The sequence below is a fragment of the Desulfatibacillum aliphaticivorans DSM 15576 genome, assembly GCF_000429905.1.
Classification (GTDB): Bacteria; Desulfobacterota; Desulfobacteria; order Desulfobacterales; family Desulfatibacillaceae; genus Desulfatibacillum; species Desulfatibacillum aliphaticivorans.
In genome coordinates, this window is sequence record NZ_AUCT01000002.1 from 293380 (window position 1) to 309357 (window position 15978).

Sequence of the window (15978 nt, forward strand, 5' to 3'; positions counted from 1 at the left end):
ATGAATTTTTTCCTGCGCTGGCACGCCCCTTGCTCATTAGGGATGACAAAACATCTCAAAGGAGGGGATCTCATGGGGAAAACCGTCGCCATTACAGGCGTGAACAGCTATTTTGCTTCCACGCTCCTGCCGCAACTGCAAGCCGACCCTGAAGTGGAAAAAATCATCGGAATCGACGTCACGCCCTGGAGGGGCGGGTTCAGCAAGGTGGAGTTCCACCGGGAGGATATCAGGAGCCAAGCCATCGAGGACCTGTTCAGGGATGTGGATACGGTCTTTCACCTGGCTTTTGTGGTGAGCGAAATCCAGGACAAAAAAAAGACCTTTGACATCAATATTCAGGGCTCCAAAAACGTGTTCCAGGCCTGCGTGAAGAATCAGGTTCGCAAAGTGGTGTACACCTCCAGCAACACGGTGTACGGAGCGTACAAGGAAATCCCGCTGTACGTGGACGAGGAGCAGCCGGTTTACCGCAACAAGGAGAGCTATTACAACCAAAGCAAGGTGGACGTGGAGGCCTTCGCCCTGGATTTTTTCATGGGCCATCCCGACATTGTGTTCACTATCATCCGGGCGGCGCTCCTGTTCGGGCCGCACACCAACAACATGTTTACCGACGTTTACAAAAGCAAGGTCACGGCCATGCCTCTGGGAAGCGTCGCCCACATCCATTACATTCACGAAGACGACCTGGGCGAGGCCCTGCATCTGGCCTTCACCCACGACTTGCCGGGGATTTATAACGTGGGCGCGGACGACGCCGTGTCCTCCTATTGGACCTTCAGAAAGGCCGGGCTGAAGGTCGTGCCCCTGCCTTTGTTCATGCTGAAGCCCATTGCCGACGCGGCATTCAAGCTGCGCATGCTGCCCGCCAGCTCCGGTTGGCTGGTGATCGCCAGCAACACCATATTTTCCAGCAATGCCAAATTTAAAAACGCCACGGGGTGGAAGCCCAAATACACCTCGCGGGAAACCTTTCTCAGCTATCTGAAAGCCAACCAAAAAGTGAAGGAGGAAAAATTCTCCCAGGCCTGGGTCGGCTTTTTATGGAAGCGCAATTACCTGCTGAAAGGCGCCATGGGGGTTTTGAAAAACTCCATCCGCGCAACCAGCGTTCCGGGCATACGCAAAGTCATGCCCTGGATGGACGTGCAGAAAAACAGCTTCACCTACCTTCCTGTCAACGCGACCATGGAAGCCGCAAACGAAGTCATGCTGCCCCAAGTGGTCCATGACTACATCGAACTGGCCGACAACCTGATCATCATGAATAAGTGCGGTTGCCGTTCCGCCCAGAACTGCCAGCATCACACCCACGAGGTCGGGTGCTTGTTCATGGGCGACACAACCCTGGAATTCCCCAAGGGAATCAGCCGGAAAGCCACTAAAGAGGAGGCCCACGCCCACGTGGAGAAAGCCATATCCGCCGGGCTGGTTCCCATGGCAGGCAAGGTGCGCGTGGACAACGACATCTTTTTGGTCAAGGACCGGCAAAAGCTGTTGAGCGTGTGCTTTTGCTGCCATTGCTGCTGCATGATGACCTATTTCAAGCATATCCCGCCCGAGCAGTTGGATCACGTCATGACGCCCGTGGAAGGCCTTACCATGACGATTACGGACGATTGCAATGGCTGCGGCGTTTGCCTGGACACCTGCGGATTCGACGCCATCAAAATAGAAAACGGCAAGGCCGTCCAAACGGACGCATGCCGCGGCTGCGGCCGCTGTGCGACCTATTGTCCCCTCGGCGCCGTGCACCTTTCCTTGGACAATCCCAACGCCGTGGAAGACGTCAAAACCCGGATCGCCCGTTACGTAAACGTCAAGTCCGCGTAACGGATTCACGCCGATTTTCAGGCTATATCTGATTTTGCGGGACACGATCCTTATCTCAGGCGCCATGCCTGGAACATGTATTGACAATACAGAGATAAGGTCATGTCCCCAAGATCCTCATACCCGCTCCAGCGAAACGGAGGACTCGCCATGGAACCCTATATGTTCAAACACAAGAAAAAAGGCCTTGGCATACACAACTGGATCAAGTCCAAAACCGCCATAAAGCCCGGAGACCAAGGCATTTCCCAGGCTATTGTCTTCTTCAAGGCCGTTATCGCCGGAGGCAGGCTGACCCATTATCCCGTCCTAGGCTACCTGTACGAAAAAGCGATGTTCCTGCGGCCCTCCCGCAAGAAATTCACCAGCGGCGTGGCCTTGAACCTGAACGTGGACATTGCGGAAAACTCCAAAAATACGGCCATGCCCATCGAGTTGATCAAAAAGGCCGTGTCCGAAACCGCCTACATCGCCATCATGCACCGGTGCTTTTGCCGTTCCGCTCAGAACTGCAGCGACCACCCCCAGGATCTTGGTTGCATCTTTATCGGGGAGGGCTCCAGGGCGGTGGTGGAAAAAGGCATCGCCCGGAAAGCCACGGTGGAGGAGGCCATGGAGCACATCGACCGGGCCGTTAAATCCGGCCTGGTGGGGCAATCCCTGTGGATCGAGGCCGAGCAATATCTTTGGGGGATCAAAGACGAAGACATGCACCGCTTTCTGGAGATCTGCTTTTGCTGCCCCTGCTGTTGCACCGCCCTCAAGCTGGCGAAAAACTCCCGGGACGACCTGCGGGACCGGTTCCGATCCATTGGCTGGAAAGCCGTGGTGGACGAAAACTCCGACAAAAATTGCGGCCATTGCCAAGTGTGCACAACCGCGTGCCCCCTGGAAGCCATCAGCAACACAAACGGCCGGGCGGAAATTAGGGAGGAGCGATGCATGGGGTGCGGCATTTGCGCGGCCCAATGCCCCAACGACAAAATCCGGCTGCACGCCATAAAGCCGCCCAAGGGGGATCTGAAGGATTACTTCTGGCAGCTTGACCTGGACCTTTAAACCATCAATCCGAAGTTCAACTCATAACCATATAAGAATCACTTTAACTCGAGGAGCAATCAGCATGAGAGAAGTCGCCATAGTCGGGGCCGGCATGACGCCGTTTGGCAGACACCCGGAAAAGGGCATCAAGGATCTGGTTCGGGGCGCCGTGGAACTGGCCCTGGAAGACGCGGGCGTGGAGCCCGGAATACTGGAAGCAGCTTATGTGGGATCGGCCGCCCCTGGCCTCATGACCGGCCAGGAGCAGATCAAGGCCCAGGTTACCTTAAGCGCCATGGGCATCGACTCCATCCCCATGTACAACGTGGAAAACGCCTGCGCCAGTTCGTCTTCGGCCCTGAATCTGGCCTGGACCGCCGTCAGCGCCGGAATTTTCGACTGCGTTCTGGCTGTGGGATTCGAAAAGCTCTACGACGAAAACCGGCTCAAGTCCTACATGGCATTGGGAACCGCCATGGACATTGAAATGGGCCAGAAATACATGGAGGATTTCCAGGAAAAGCTGGGCCTGACGGACAAGGTGTTTTCGGAGGAGGCGGGCGCGAAAAAAAGCGTCTTCATGGACATGTACGCCTTTTACACCCGGCGCTATATGGAGCAATACGGGCTGACCCAGGAGCATTTCGCCAAGATTGCCGTCAAGTCCCATAAGAACGGCGCACTCAATCCCAACGCCCATTACCGCAAGGAGGTCACCCTGGATCAGGTGATGAACTCCGGCGACGTTTCCTTTCCCCTGACCCGCATGATGTGCTCACCGGTATCCGACGGGTCGGCCGCTGTCATTGTTTGCAGCAAGGAAAAAGCCGCGCAAATAACCAACAAGCCCATTTGGATCGAGGCGTCCGTCCTTGGCAGCGGCAAGCTGGGATACGACATGGACGACACCCTGACCCGGCGGGTGGGTCTGAAAGCCTTTAAAGCGGCCGGCATCACGCCCCAGGACGTGGACGTGATCGAAATTCACGACGCCACCTCCCCTTCGGAAATCATTGCGCTTATCGAATTGGGCATCTGTCCGCCCCACGAAGCGCCCAAATGGATCGACGAGGGCTACATGGAACTGGACGGCAAAATGCCCGTCAACACTTCGGGCGGCCTGGCCTCGAAGGGCCATCCCATCGGCGCAACCGGCCTGGCCCAGGTATACGAGGTGGTCAATCAACTGCGGGGAACCGCCGGAGAACGCCAGGCGCAAAACCAACCAAAAATCGGAATGACCCAAAACGGCGGCGGAATCCTTGGGATAGACGGCGCCGCCATGGCTTTTCATATTTTAAAATCTTAAATATGGGGGTGCAAATATGGAACTTGGAGATCTGAATCGCGAATACTGGAACATGGACATTGAAACCAAGCTGAACACGCCGGAAATCAAGGAATTGCAGCTTGAAAAGCTCAAAACGGCGCTCAAATGGCAGTACGAGCACACGCCGTTTAACCGGAAGCGCTTTGACAAGGCGGGCGTCAAGCCCGAGGACATCCAGTCCTTTGAGGATTACGCCCAGGCCATTCCCGTGGCGGGGCAGGCGGATCTGCGGGAAATAATCCAGGAAGTGGGGCTGGACATGGACGCGCTCATGCGCGAATTGTTCGGCCCGTCCCGCATGGACGATTTGTATTTAATCACCACCACCTCCGGCACCACGGGCATTCCCACGCCCTACCCTAATTTCCACGCGGGAATCAGGGAGATGAAGGAGCTTTTTCACAGGGTGGCATGGCGCATGGGCATGCGCCCCGGAGACCGGGTCGGCCTGTGTTTCGGCCTGTCCATGCACGCTGCAGGCACGCCCCAGATTTTATGGTTCCAGGATTTCCCCGGCATCACCATCGTACCCATCGGGGCCGAGGCCGGCACCGAGAAAATCCTCCAGTTCCTCAAGCTGTTCAAAGCCAACATCTTCACGGGGACTCCTTCCCTGGCCCTGCACCTGATCGAAAAATGCCCCGAGGTTCTGGGCCATCCGGTGAAGGATCTGGGCATCAAACTCATGATGCTGGGCGCCGAGCCCGGCGCAGGCATTCCTGAAGTCCGGCAAAAGCTGGAGTCGGAGTATGGCGCCAAAGTCTATGACGGCGGCGGCGGATACGGCTGCTCCTGCGACTATCCCATTTACCAGGGCATGCATTGGCTGGCCGATGATTTGTGCTACTACGAGTTGATCGATCCCAAAACAGGAGCGTCCGTACCCATGGAAAACGGCGCCACAGGCCTTATGGCGGCCACGTCCCTCAACCCCAAAGGCGCGGTGTGGTTTGACATGCGCTTCACCCTGAACGACATCCACCAGGTTTTCACCGATCCCTGCCCCTGCGGCAAAACGGGGTTCCGGTATAAAATCGTAGGCCGGGCCGACGACATGCTTAAGGTCAAGGGCGTGCCCGTGTATCCGGCTTCCATCGAAGGCGTCATCCACTCCTTCCCCAAAGAGTTGACCGGCGCCTTCCGCATTGTCCTGGATGAGCCGCCGCCCCGGGTGGTCCCGCCGCTTAAGCTGAAAATCGAGTATACGGAAAACGTGCGCGAGGAAGAACTGCCCTACCTGGAGGAAAAGGTCAGGGCCAAGATGAAATCCCTGCTTAAGGTCAATCCCGCCATCATGTGGCTGCAGCCCAACACCTTGGAAAGAGCGGTTAAGAAAACACAGGTTTTGGAAAAAACCTACGAATAGGGAGGACCGAAACCATGTTGGAGAAGCACAAACACATCAGTTTTCCGCCCAAGACTGATTTTCCGATTTTTCAGGTGGACGACGAAAAATGCATCGGCTGCGGGCGCTGCGTCAATTCCTGCCCCATCCAGCTATTGATGCTGAACAGCGACAAAAAAGCCCGGCCCAACGAGCGCTACGACCATTTCCGGTGCATCTGCTGCCAGAACTGCGCCGCCTCCTGCCCCAACGACGCCATAACCATCCTGGGGGATTACCGGGTGCACGAGGGCTTTTGGAAAAACGACAACCTGTTCGAGGGCGGCAAAACCTTTCCTGATCCCCTGTATTCGCGCAACGGCGCCAAGTACGAGGACTATAAAGACCAACTGACCGAAACGGAAAAGGTCATCTACAACCGCCGCAGCATCCGTTTATATAAGAAAAAAAGGGTATCCAAGGAAATGGTGCACCGGGTCATCGAGGCGGGCAGGTTCGCGCCTTCAGCGGGAAACAACCAGCCCTGGAAGTTCGTGGCCATCACAAACCCGGATGTCATCGAGGAGATCGACCAGATCTGCAAAAAAAGGGTGCGGCTCTTTCCCCAGATGCTCATGCCCCACCCGTGGGTGGACAAACAGGTTCCGGGGGATAAAAACGCCAAGCCGAAAAAATGGCAGAAAACCCTCCATTACCTGCTCTCCCGCAAAACCCCGGGAGACGTGGATCAACGGGTCCTGGGCGGCATCAACACCATTTCCAGCGATCCCGAGTACCGGACCTTTTTCAAGGCGCCCGCCCTCATCATCCTGGCAAAGGACGTGAGGGGCATCGGCTCTCCGGATTTGGATCTGGGCATTTGCGGCCAGAACATGGTCCTGGCGGCCCATTCGTTAGGTCTGGGAACCTGCTGGGTCAGCCTGATCAAGGGGCTTACCTGGGATCACAGTTATGTTCGGAAGGTTTTGGGGCTGGAATACCCGTTTAAAATCCTGACCTCATTGACCTTGGGATATCCCGCCGGCCAGGTGGACAACATCGTGGCCAGGGAAAGGCAGCGGGTGAATTGGATCGAATAGAGGAGCCTTAGTCAAGAAGATGAGGCCTGCTTATTGGCTCCCTGTTGCGTTCAAACAACTAATATAGACAAGGCAAGTCCTTAATAAAGCTGGATCCCGGCTTGCGGGCGATCCTGAAAAGCGGATCGCCCTTGCCGGGATGACGATTCTTTGGGCTGGAGAAAGCGCCGAGGGCGCTTGAGATTTCCGGGGACAGGCCTGCAATCAGGCGGCGGGAAAAAACTGCGCCAACGGCTTGGGCAGGGAATCGGGGGCGACGGCCTCCGCCTGATCGGTCATGTCCACGGAATTGAAGGTGTTGATAAACAGCACCGGCCCCTTGGCCTTGGGGGCCTCGTCCAGTACGGCCGCAAAGGTCTTGCCCGTATAGGTGGGGTCCAGCTTGACGCCTTCCAGGTCCCAGGCCATGCTCACGGCCCGCTGGCCCTGGGGCGTTTCGTGGCCGTATCCCGCGCCGTACTGCCGGGAATCGATTTCCAGGCTTCCCGCATTGGACCGGAATTCGGGAATTTTAGCGCCGTGATATTTGAGCAGGGCGTGGGAACGCAAAGCCAGCCCCATCACCTTGTTCCGATTGGCCATGTACGTGGGCGTCACCCGCACCCCGTGGACGCTGGTTTTCATGTCGGCCAGAGAAAAGCCCAGGGTCAATCCGGCCAAAGTGCCGCACGTACCCGCCGCGACAAAGACCTTTTTAGGCCTGGGAAGGACCCCTTGGCTGACCTGGTCCGCGATTTCAAGCCCGGCCTCCACATAGCCCAGGACTCCCCGGGAGTTGGAGCCCCCGGCGGGAATATAATAGCCTCCCGCATTTTGCAGGCGGTGGGCGATGTAATACGACCAGACCGTTCCTGAAGCCCCGCCGCAGTAATCCATCTTGGCGCCCAACGAGGCAAATAGGCGAAGGTTTTGCAAAACATGCTCGTTCACGGGCTGATCCGTCAACTTCAACACCACATCCAGGCCCGCCTTTTTTCCGAACATGGCCGTGGCCAGCCCATGGTTGGTGCCTAAAGCCCCCATGGTAATCAATGCCTTGCTGCCCTTCTTCTGGGCATGCGCCAGCAAAAACTCCAACTTGCGGACCTTATTGCCTCCATACACCGGAGAAGTGAGGTCGTCCCGTTTCACCCAGATATCGGCCCCGGCCTCCCGGCTTAGAGCATCCAGACGCTCCACCGGCGTCGCCTGCTCCACCAGGGGGGTCCAAGGGATGTTCTCCCGCAGGCTTTCATGATGTTTGAACAACAGAGGAAGCTCTCTGTTCCAAATTATTCCAGGCATTTTGACCTCGCCGAATACGGTTTTTACATGGTATTTAGCTATGAACGTGTAGCACAAGTGTTCGACAATGTCAAATACCGGAGTATCAAACTTTTAATAAGATGCTGTATCTAATGAAAAAATAAAAATAGCCGAGGGGCGTTAATCCAACTCCGCGGCGTCAAAAGAGGCGCCATGCCCGGGATGTATGGTTTTCGCGCCGTTTTCCAACAACACGGCCCAACTTTCTTTCAAAATGTTTAGATCGTTTCCAAAAGGAGGAATGCGCCTTTTATAAAAACGCGGCATTTCGTTGTAGGCAAGATCGCCCACCATGGCATGGCCGTCATGGGTCATAACGGATATGGACCCGGAGGTGTGGCCTGGCGTGAGCAGGATGTCCGCGTCAAAACCCCAGGACTTTAAGGACATGGGCGATTCTATGGTTATATCCGGCCTGACCGCCTCGAATTGGGTCAAGCGAGCCAGCAGGCCCGGAAGCCGCCTGCCCAGCCGCACCGCGGCCCTGGTGAACGGAATCGTTCCGTTGGGGACCTGCCAGCGCCCGCCAGCCAGGTCCCCGGCCTCCGCTTTGTGTACGATCACCGGGCATCCGCTGCGTTTGACTATGGCCGCCAGGTTTCCCGCGTGGTCGAAATGCACGTGGGTGATAACAATCAGCCGGATCTCCTCAGGCGAAATATTCAGGCGCTTCAATCGATTGAATAAAATTCTGTGCTTGCCGGGAAGGCCGGCGTCCACCATCAAATATCCTTGCTTTCCTTTTAAAAGCCATACATTGGCGAAACCGGTGCGCAGCCTGATGATTTTCTGCATGATTGTATTCTCCGGAATAAATTACGGGGTTGGAGGCCTTTGAATGGCTAAAAAAGCACAGGTTATTTTTCATTGCAAGTCTAAAGGGCGGCCTCTCCCCATAGAAAAATAGAGGCGCCCCCCAGAAAAACCTTGATTTCAAGAGCCCCCCACCAGAAAAAGACTGAATCGCCCTACAAACGGCGCAAAAAATCTTGACAACTGAATATTTCCAAAATATATTCAGTTTTAAACGCAGGGACGAATCCCGCTCCCGACCCACTTAACACAGGACCCGACCGTGACCGGAAAAGAAAAAACCGAACTCCGAAAAACCCAAATCCTCCAAGCAGCCGCCAAGGTTTTCGCCGAAAAAGGCTTTCAGGAAGGGACCATTCCGGATGTGGCCAAAGAGTCGGGCGTTTCCGAAGCCTCCATTTACGAGTATTTCAGCAACAAGGAAAATCTCCTGTTTTCCATCCCCATGGAGGCCATGCAGCGTTTGAGCGAAAAGATTGATTTCCACCTCAAGCTGATCCGGGGCGGCGCGGAAAAACTCCGGGCGATTTTGTATCTTCAACTTCTTTTTTATATTGAGAACCGGGATTACGCAGCGGTTATCATGCTGATATTGAAGCAAAACCGTCGTTTTCTCGACACGGAGGCCCACCAGGCCATCCGCAAGCATTTAAAAACCGTGGACAAGGTGATCAGGGACGGCATGGAATGCGGCGAGTTCCGGAACGACATGGATCCCTACCTTATTCGGTCCACCTGCCTGGGCAGCATGGAGCACGTGGTCACCAACTGGCTCATGCTCGGGCATCCCACGGACGAGGAGTTGCTGAAATGGGTGGATCCCATGTTGAACGCCCTTGTCCGGGGAGTAGGCGCGGGAAACGAATTGAACCAATGTCCCTTGAAGCACCTCATCGTCCCAGAGGACGTCGAGGCCTGACGACCAGCCCCCTCGTGTAGGAACGCCGACAATAATAATGGAGGGGCGGCATATTCCTAGTTGCAGCAAACACAAACTGGCGCGCCGAATCGCGGCCTGCCGCAATCCAAACGAGGTGAACCATGAGCGATGCAGTAAAAGCGCAAGAGTATTTTGGCAAGGAACATGACATGTTCCGCAAAGCCATCCGGGATTTTGTCAAAAAAGAGATCGTCCCCAATATTGACGAATGGGAAGAGCAGGGAGCCTTTCCCGTGGAGCTTTACAAGAAAGCGGCCGAACTGGGATACATCGGCCTGGGCTTTCCCGAAGAACTGGGAGGCCAGGGCGGGGATGTGTTTTTAACCATCGTCGCAGCCGAGGAATTGATGCGTTCCGGCTCCGGAGGTTTTTCCGCCAGCCTGGGTTCCCTGGGCATCGCCCTGCCGCCCATTGTGGGGCACGGCACCCCAGAGCAGAAGGCGAAATTCATCACGCCGGTCTTGAAGGGGGATCGCATCGCGGCCCTGGGCGTGACCGAGCCTTCCGGCGGATCCGACGTGGCCAACCTGAAAACCACCGCCGTCCGGGACGGAGACCATTACGTGGTCAACGGAAGCAAGACCTTCATCACCAGCGGGACCAGGGCGCACCAACTCACCACGGCGGTCCGCACCGGCGGAGACGGCCACAAGGGCATCAGCTTTTTGGTCATCGAGTCCGACACTCCCGGCTACTCCACCTCCCCTCCCATGAAAAAAATGGGCTGGTGGGCTTCCGACACGGCTGAAATTTACTTTGACAACTGCCGGGTGCCCGTTGAAAACCTCATCGGCGAGGAAAACAAGGGCTTCTATTATATTATGGAAAACTTCCAGAACGAGCGCCTGTCCCTGGCGGTCATGGCCAATGTCACCGCGCAAATGGCTTTTGAGGAATGCGTCAAATACGTCAAACAGCGCGAAGCATTCGGCAAGACCTTGAACGCCTACCAGGTGACCCGCCACAAACTGGTGGACATGGCCACGTTGATCGAAGCCAGCACCGAATTCACATACCGGGTGGCCGCCAAGATGAACGGAGGGATTCCCCAAATCAAGGAAGTCTCCATGGCCAAGAATTTCGCCTGCCAGATCGCCGACAAAGTAACCTTTGATGCGGTTCAGATTTTCGGCGGCTACGGATACATGCGCGGACATCTGGTGGAAAGGCTATACCGTGACAACCGCATCCTGTCCATTGGAGGGGGAACCACGGAAATCATGAAGGAAATCATTTCCAATTTTATTTAGTAACAAGGAGAGCGAAACCATGGGAAAATGGATGGACGGCTACCTGGAGAAACTGGAAGCCAAGCGCCTGAAAAGTCAGCAAGGCGGGGGCCAGGATCGCCAGGAGGTGCAGCATTCCCTAAACAAGCTGACGGCTCGGGAAAGAATGGAGCTCTTGTTTGACAAGGGCGCCTTTGACGAACTGGGCGCCCTGACCCGGGACGCCCGCCCGCCCCTGGACGGCAAAAAACGCCCCAGCCCGGGCGACGGCGTGGTCATGGGCGGAGGCCAAATCAACGGCCGCAACGCCCTGGCTTTTTGCCTGGACTTTACGGTCATGGCCGGGGGCCTTGGCAACGACGGCGTGTGGATGCTGGCGGACCTGGTGAAAAAAGCCGGGGAGCGGAACGTGCCCCTGATCGGCATGCTGGATTCCGCAGGCTCCCGGATCAGCGTCAAAGACGGATACACCGGCCTTAACGGCCTTGGCCGTTTGTTCAAGTACATGTCTCAGTATTCGGGCGTCAGCCCCCGGATCATGATGGTTCTGGGCCCCTGCACCGGCCCCCTTGCGGCTTTGCCGGTCATGGGCGACTTCCGGATTTTCAACGAAGAAAGCGCCTTTTTGTGGCTGGGCGGCGCAATGGAGTCCGACGAGGCGGGAACCGCGGAATTCCATATGGAAAAAAGCGGCCAGTGCGACTTTGTTGTGGACAGCGACGAAGACGCCATAGACAAAGCCAAGGAGCTTTTGGCCTACATGCCCCAGAACTGCTGGGAAATGCCTCCCTTCGTGGACTCGGGCGACGATCCCGAACGCCGGGAGGAAGCCATCCTGGACGTCATGCCGGAAAACGTCAAGTTCACCTATGACGTGCACGAAATTATCGAATTGATCGTGGATAACGGCGAGTTCCTGGAAGTCCAGGAGGAATACGCCACCCATCTGGTTACGGGCTTCGCCCGCATAGGCGGATATCCCATCGGCATCGTGGCCAACAACCCGGACGAAATGAGCGGCGTCTTTGAAATCGACTCCGCCGACAAGTACGACCGGTTCATGAATTTTCTGGACTGCTTCAACATTCCCATCATCACCATGGTGGACTCCACGGCCTACGTGCCCGGCGACAAGTGGGAGCGCCTGGGCATCATCCGCCACGGCGCCAAGAACCTGCATTCGTACTCTCATCTGACCACCCAGAAAATCACCGTGGTCCTGCGCCGCTCCTACGGCGGGTCCAACATCGTCATGGGCTGCGCCCAGATGCACCCGGACGTGGTGTTCGGCTGGCCCTGCGGCGAGTTCGCCCCCACCGGGCCGGAATCCATTGTGGAAGCCATCTTCCATAAGGAGCTGGCGAAAGCCGAGGAAAAGGGCGGCAAGGAAAAACGTCAGGAATACTATGACATGCTCCTGGCTACGGTCAGGGAGCGGTTTAACATCATGCATCACTCCATGGACTGGACCTCTTATTATATGGTGGAGGAAGCCATCGACCCGCGGGACACCCGCGCCAAGATCTACCGCACCATCGTGGCCACCCTGGACAAGCAGGAAGAGCTTCCTGAAAAGAAACGCTTCATCAAGCCTGCATAAAAGGAGAGAAACATGTCTGAACGAATGAACGAAGCAATTAACAGGCTTGCTGAAATACAGAAGCAAAACCTGCTGGGAGGCGGCCAGAAGCACGTTGACCGGCAGCACGCCAGAAACAAGATGACGGCCAGGGAGCGCATTGACGCCCTGCTGGATCCCGGCACATTTCTGGAAGTCGGCTCCTGCGTTAACACCACCAGCGTCAGGATGGACGGCAGAACCACGGACGCCCCCTGCGACGGCGCCATCACCGGCACGGGCAAGGTGGACGGCCGGCTCATTGGCGTGTATTCCAGCGATTTCACGGTCCTGGGCGGATCTTTAGGCGCCCAGCACCTGCAAAAATGCTCCGAATGGATCATCCAATGCACCAAGCTGGGCATTCCCATGGTCTGGCTGCTGGACTCCTCGGGAGGCCGCCTGGGCTACCAGGACGTCATGTTCGCCGGCATTGAGTGGTATTTCTGCACCATCTCACGCAGTTCCGGCGTCGTGCCTCAGATCAACGTGCTCATGGGCCCCTGCATTGCAGGCCAGGCTTACGCCCCGACCCTGTGCGACTTCCTGCTCATGAGCCGGGAGACCGCCAACCTGTGGCTGGCCGGCCCCAGGCAGGCCAAGGCCGCCACGTCCGAGGATATCGACAAGTCCGTGGGCAGCGCCGATTACCACGTAGCCCATTCCGGCACCTGCGACGTTGTCGGGGACAACGATGCGGAAACCATTGCAAAAACCAGGGAGCTCTTAAGCTATCTGCCTTCCAATTTCCGGGAAAAGCCTCCGGTCAAGGAAGCACCCGCCGACTCCTTGTGTGATGTGGACAAGCTCCTGGAGCTGGTTCCTGACGACCTGGCCAAGACCTATGACATGCATGAAGTCATCAAGGTTTTGGTGGACGACGGCGATTATTTTGAGGTCAAGGACCAATACGCCAAGAACCTCATCTGCTGCTTCGCCCGCATGGACGGCAAGCCCGTGGGCATAGTCGCCAATAACCCGGCCGAGCCCGGAAGCATCATGGAAATCAATTCCTGCGATAAATACTACCGTTTTCTCCAGGTGTTGGACGCCTTCAACATCCCCCTGGTGACTCTGGTGGACACCCCGCCTTTCGTTCCCGGCGAAGAGCAGGAAGAAAAAGGCCTCTTACGCCACTTCGGCAAAATCGTGGACGTTTACACAACCTCCACCATTCCCAAAATCAGCATCGTCCTGCGGGAAGCATACGCCGACGCCGGCGCCATGATCATGGGCGTCTCCAAAGGCATGGGCGCGGACGCAGCCTTGGCATGGCCCATCGCCCAATACGCCGTGGAAGCCTCGGAGCTGGATTACCGGGAAGTGGTTAAAGGCATGGAGGACGACGCTTACGAAGGCTACCTGAACTGGGGCCGGGAAAAAACCGACGTGTTCGACGTGGCCAGGGGCTTTACCACCCAGGTGGTGGACGAAATCATCCATCCCAAAGAAACCAGGAAAAGAATCATCCAATCTTTGGAGCTGTTCAAAAATAAAGAGGAAGAACTTCCCCTCAGGGCCAAGTGCCACGGCACGATGCCCTCATAAACGGGAAGCAGGGAACGGGGAGCAATAACCAGGCCGAGGCGAGCCTCCCCGTTCCTTAACCTGGAATTCAGCCGCCGCCTAACCCCATGCCGGCGGATTCAGTATAAAATTACTTGCATCTCAAGCGATAAAACTGTCAGGAGGCAACCATGGCAAAGAAAAAAGTCAAAGCAAAAATGTCCGGCGTTTTTTACAGAAGGCCCGCCCCCGAAGAACCCGCTTATTGCGAAGTGGGCGACGTGGTTAAGAAAAAACAGGTCCTGGCCCTGCTGGAAACCATGAAGGTTTTCCAGAAAGTCAAATCCACGGCGGACGGAAAGATCGTGGAAATCCTGGCTGAAAATGAACAGCCCCTGAAGGACGGGGACGTGATGTTCATCATCGAAACGGAATAACCAGAGAGGCGACCATGTTTAAGAAAATTCTGGCGGCGAACCGGGGGGAGATCGCCCTGCGCGTAATCCGGGCATGCAAGGAGCTGGAAATCCCGTGCGTGGCCGTGTATTCCGAAGCGGACGCGGAATCTCTGCACGTCCGGCTTGCGGACGAAAGCGTGTGCATCGGTCCCGCCATCAGCGCAAAGAGCTATTTGAGCATTGATAATATCATCAAGGCGGCCAAGGACACCGGCGCCGACGCCATTCATCCCGGCTACGGCTATTTGGCGGAAAAGAAGGATTTCGCCCTCGCCTGCCAGGAAAACGGGATTACCTTCATCGGCCCCAAACCCGACAACCTGGCCCTGGCCGGGGATAAAATCGCGGCGAAAACAGCCATGCAAAAGGCCGGCGTTCCGGTTACGCCCAGCAGCCCGGGCGGCGTGGATACGGTGGCGGAAGCCAAGGAGTTCGCCAAGGAAATCGGCTATCCCATCATGGTCAAGGCCTCGGGCGGAGGCGGCGGCCGCGGCATTAAGATCTGCTTTAATGACGAAGAGGTGGAAGAAGAATTTCCCATGGCCAAGATGGAAGGCCGCACCGCCTTCGGCAACGACGAAGTCTATGTGGAAAAATTCCTCACCAAACCCCGGCACATCGAGTTTCAGATCCTGGCCGACAAGCAAGGCAACGTCATCCATCTTGGGGAAAGGGAATGCTCCATCCAGCGGCGGTATCAAAAGCTGGTGGAAGAGTCCCCCTCCCCGGCCCTTACGCCTGAATTGCGGGCGGCCATGGGCCAGGCGGCTATCAACGCCGCCAAAGCAGTGGATTACGAAAACGCCGGAACCGTGGAATTCCTCCTGGACGGCGACATGAATTTCTACTTCATGGAAATCAACTCCCGCATCCAGGTGGAGCATCCGGTGACCGAACTGGTCACGGGCGTGGATCTGGTCAAGGAGCAAATCCGGCTGGCGGCCGGCGGAACCCTGGATTACACCTTCGACGACCTCAACCTGCGCGGATGGGCCATTGAATGCCGCATCAACGCGGAGGATCCGGAGAAGCATTTCATGCCCAGCCCGGGAACCATCGAGGATTACAATCCGCCGGCGGGCTTCGGCGTTCGCCTGGACAGCCATCTGTACCAGGGCTATGAACTGCCGCCCTTTTACGATTCCCTGATCGGCAAGTTAGTGGCCTTCGACCTGACCAGGGAAGGCGCCATTCAGGTTATGAAACGGGCTTTGAAGGAATTCATCATAGGCCCCATCAAGACAACCATCCCCCTGCATCTGATCATCATGGACGACGATGAGTTCAAGGCGGGAAACTTCGACACCAGCTTCATCACCAAGTACGTCCCGGAAGAAGATGACGATGATGACGATGATGACGATGACGACGATGACGACGACGACGACGATTAAGTCGCGTTAACCGAACCAGCGCGAGGCTGGACGACGTGGGGGTGCACGCTTATGCGGGAGAAGGCTAATGCCTTCTCCCGTTTT

Annotated in this window: 13 protein-coding genes; 11 read left to right on the forward strand and 2 right to left on the reverse strand. The window is 56.5% G+C overall.

The features are described from left to right. The first annotated feature begins 72 nt into the window (after positions 1-72). The 5 genes from G491_RS0103470 to G491_RS0103490 all read left to right on the forward strand — a co-directional run bounded on the left by G491_RS0103470 (position 73) and on the right by G491_RS0103490 (position 6631). Positions 73-1836 carry an NAD-dependent epimerase/dehydratase family protein gene (locus G491_RS0103470; RefSeq protein WP_028313585.1) on the forward strand — a complete coding sequence of 588 codons (1764 nt, stop codon included), beginning with the start codon at positions 73-75 and terminating at the stop codon, positions 1834-1836. A gap of 150 nt (positions 1837-1986) precedes the next feature. After that, positions 1987-2895: a 4Fe-4S binding protein gene (locus G491_RS0103475; RefSeq protein WP_028313586.1), complete on the forward strand. Its 909-nt coding sequence runs from the start codon at positions 1987-1989 to the stop codon at positions 2893-2895. Between the two features lie 64 nt (positions 2896-2959). Continuing rightward, the gene (locus G491_RS0103480; protein WP_028313587.1) at positions 2960-4186 is read left to right on the forward strand and encodes a thiolase family protein; all 1227 of its coding nucleotides are present in this window, start codon (positions 2960-2962) and stop codon (positions 4184-4186) included. A 16-nt stretch (positions 4187-4202) separates the two neighbouring features. Next, positions 4203-5573: a phenylacetate--CoA ligase family protein gene (locus G491_RS0103485; protein ID WP_028313588.1), complete on the forward strand. Its 1371-nt coding sequence runs from the start codon at positions 4203-4205 to the stop codon at positions 5571-5573. A 14-nt stretch (positions 5574-5587) separates the two neighbouring features. Then, the gene (locus G491_RS0103490) at positions 5588-6631 is read left to right on the forward strand and encodes a nitroreductase family protein (protein WP_028313589.1); all 1044 of its coding nucleotides are present in this window, start codon (positions 5588-5590) and stop codon (positions 6629-6631) included. A gap of 204 nt (positions 6632-6835) precedes the next feature. On the opposite strand, the gene G491_RS29290 is transcribed toward G491_RS0103490, so the two are convergent. After that, positions 6836-7915, reverse strand: coding sequence for a 1-aminocyclopropane-1-carboxylate deaminase/D-cysteine desulfhydrase (locus G491_RS29290; RefSeq protein WP_051327008.1), 1080 nt, complete (start codon positions 7913-7915; stop codon positions 6836-6838). A gap of 141 nt (positions 7916-8056) precedes the next feature. Next, positions 8057-8731, reverse strand: a complete 675-nt coding sequence (locus tag G491_RS0103500; protein ID WP_028313590.1) for an MBL fold metallo-hydrolase — start codon at positions 8729-8731, stop codon at positions 8057-8059. Between the two features lie 280 nt (positions 8732-9011). Between G491_RS0103500 and G491_RS29295 the strand changes: the two genes are divergently transcribed. From G491_RS29295 to accC, 6 genes are all read left to right on the forward strand, one after another. Continuing rightward, positions 9012-9668, forward strand: a complete 657-nt coding sequence (locus G491_RS29295) for a TetR/AcrR family transcriptional regulator (RefSeq protein ID WP_015947311.1) — start codon at positions 9012-9014, stop codon at positions 9666-9668. A gap of 122 nt (positions 9669-9790) precedes the next feature. Then, positions 9791-10939 (forward strand): acyl-CoA dehydrogenase family protein, encoded by a 1149-nt coding sequence (locus G491_RS0103510; protein WP_015947312.1) that lies wholly within the window; start codon positions 9791-9793, stop codon positions 10937-10939. Between the two features lie 19 nt (positions 10940-10958). After that, entirely contained in the window at positions 10959-12518 is a 1560-nt protein-coding gene (locus tag G491_RS0103515; protein ID WP_051327009.1) for an acyl-CoA carboxylase subunit beta, read from the forward strand. A gap of 12 nt (positions 12519-12530) precedes the next feature. Then, positions 12531-14084: an acyl-CoA carboxylase subunit beta gene (locus G491_RS0103520; RefSeq protein WP_028313592.1), complete on the forward strand. Its 1554-nt coding sequence runs from the start codon at positions 12531-12533 to the stop codon at positions 14082-14084. A 149-nt stretch (positions 14085-14233) separates the two neighbouring features. Beyond that, on the forward strand, positions 14234-14479 hold the full coding sequence (locus G491_RS29300) for an acetyl-CoA carboxylase biotin carboxyl carrier protein (RefSeq protein WP_015947315.1): 246 nt from the start codon (positions 14234-14236) through the stop codon (positions 14477-14479). Positions 14480-14493: 14 nt separating this feature from the next. Continuing rightward, complete coding sequence (gene accC / locus G491_RS29305; protein WP_035217562.1) at positions 14494-15894, forward strand: acetyl-CoA carboxylase biotin carboxylase subunit; 1401 nt, start codon at positions 14494-14496, stop codon at positions 15892-15894. Positions 15895-15978: the final 84 nt, after the last annotated feature.

What these genes read in the sequence shown, in the direction of transcription:
- G491_RS0103470 (WP_028313585.1), top strand. Translation starts at nt 73, where the DNA reads ATGGGGAAAACCGTCGCCATTACAGGCGTGAACAGCTATTTTGCTTCC.
- G491_RS0103475 (WP_028313586.1), top strand. Translation starts at nt 1,987, where the DNA reads ATGGAACCCTATATGTTCAAACACAAGAAAAAAGGCCTTGGCATACAC.
- G491_RS0103480 (WP_028313587.1), top strand. Translation starts at nt 2,960, where the DNA reads ATGAGAGAAGTCGCCATAGTCGGGGCCGGCATGACGCCGTTTGGCAGA.
- G491_RS0103485 (WP_028313588.1), top strand. Translation starts at nt 4,203, where the DNA reads ATGGAACTTGGAGATCTGAATCGCGAATACTGGAACATGGACATTGAA.
- G491_RS0103490 (WP_028313589.1), top strand. Translation starts at nt 5,588, where the DNA reads ATGTTGGAGAAGCACAAACACATCAGTTTTCCGCCCAAGACTGATTTT.
- G491_RS29290 (WP_051327008.1), bottom strand. Translation starts at nt 7,915, where the DNA reads ATGCCTGGAATAATTTGGAACAGAGAGCTTCCTCTGTTGTTCAAACAT.
- G491_RS0103500 (WP_028313590.1), bottom strand. Translation starts at nt 8,731, where the DNA reads ATGCAGAAAATCATCAGGCTGCGCACCGGTTTCGCCAATGTATGGCTT.
- G491_RS0103510 (WP_015947312.1), top strand. Translation starts at nt 9,791, where the DNA reads ATGAGCGATGCAGTAAAAGCGCAAGAGTATTTTGGCAAGGAACATGAC.
- G491_RS0103515 (WP_051327009.1), top strand. Translation starts at nt 10,959, where the DNA reads ATGGGAAAATGGATGGACGGCTACCTGGAGAAACTGGAAGCCAAGCGC.
- G491_RS0103520 (WP_028313592.1), top strand. Translation starts at nt 12,531, where the DNA reads ATGTCTGAACGAATGAACGAAGCAATTAACAGGCTTGCTGAAATACAG.
- G491_RS29300 (WP_015947315.1), top strand. Translation starts at nt 14,234, where the DNA reads ATGGCAAAGAAAAAAGTCAAAGCAAAAATGTCCGGCGTTTTTTACAGA.
- accC (WP_035217562.1), top strand. Translation starts at nt 14,494, where the DNA reads ATGTTTAAGAAAATTCTGGCGGCGAACCGGGGGGAGATCGCCCTGCGC.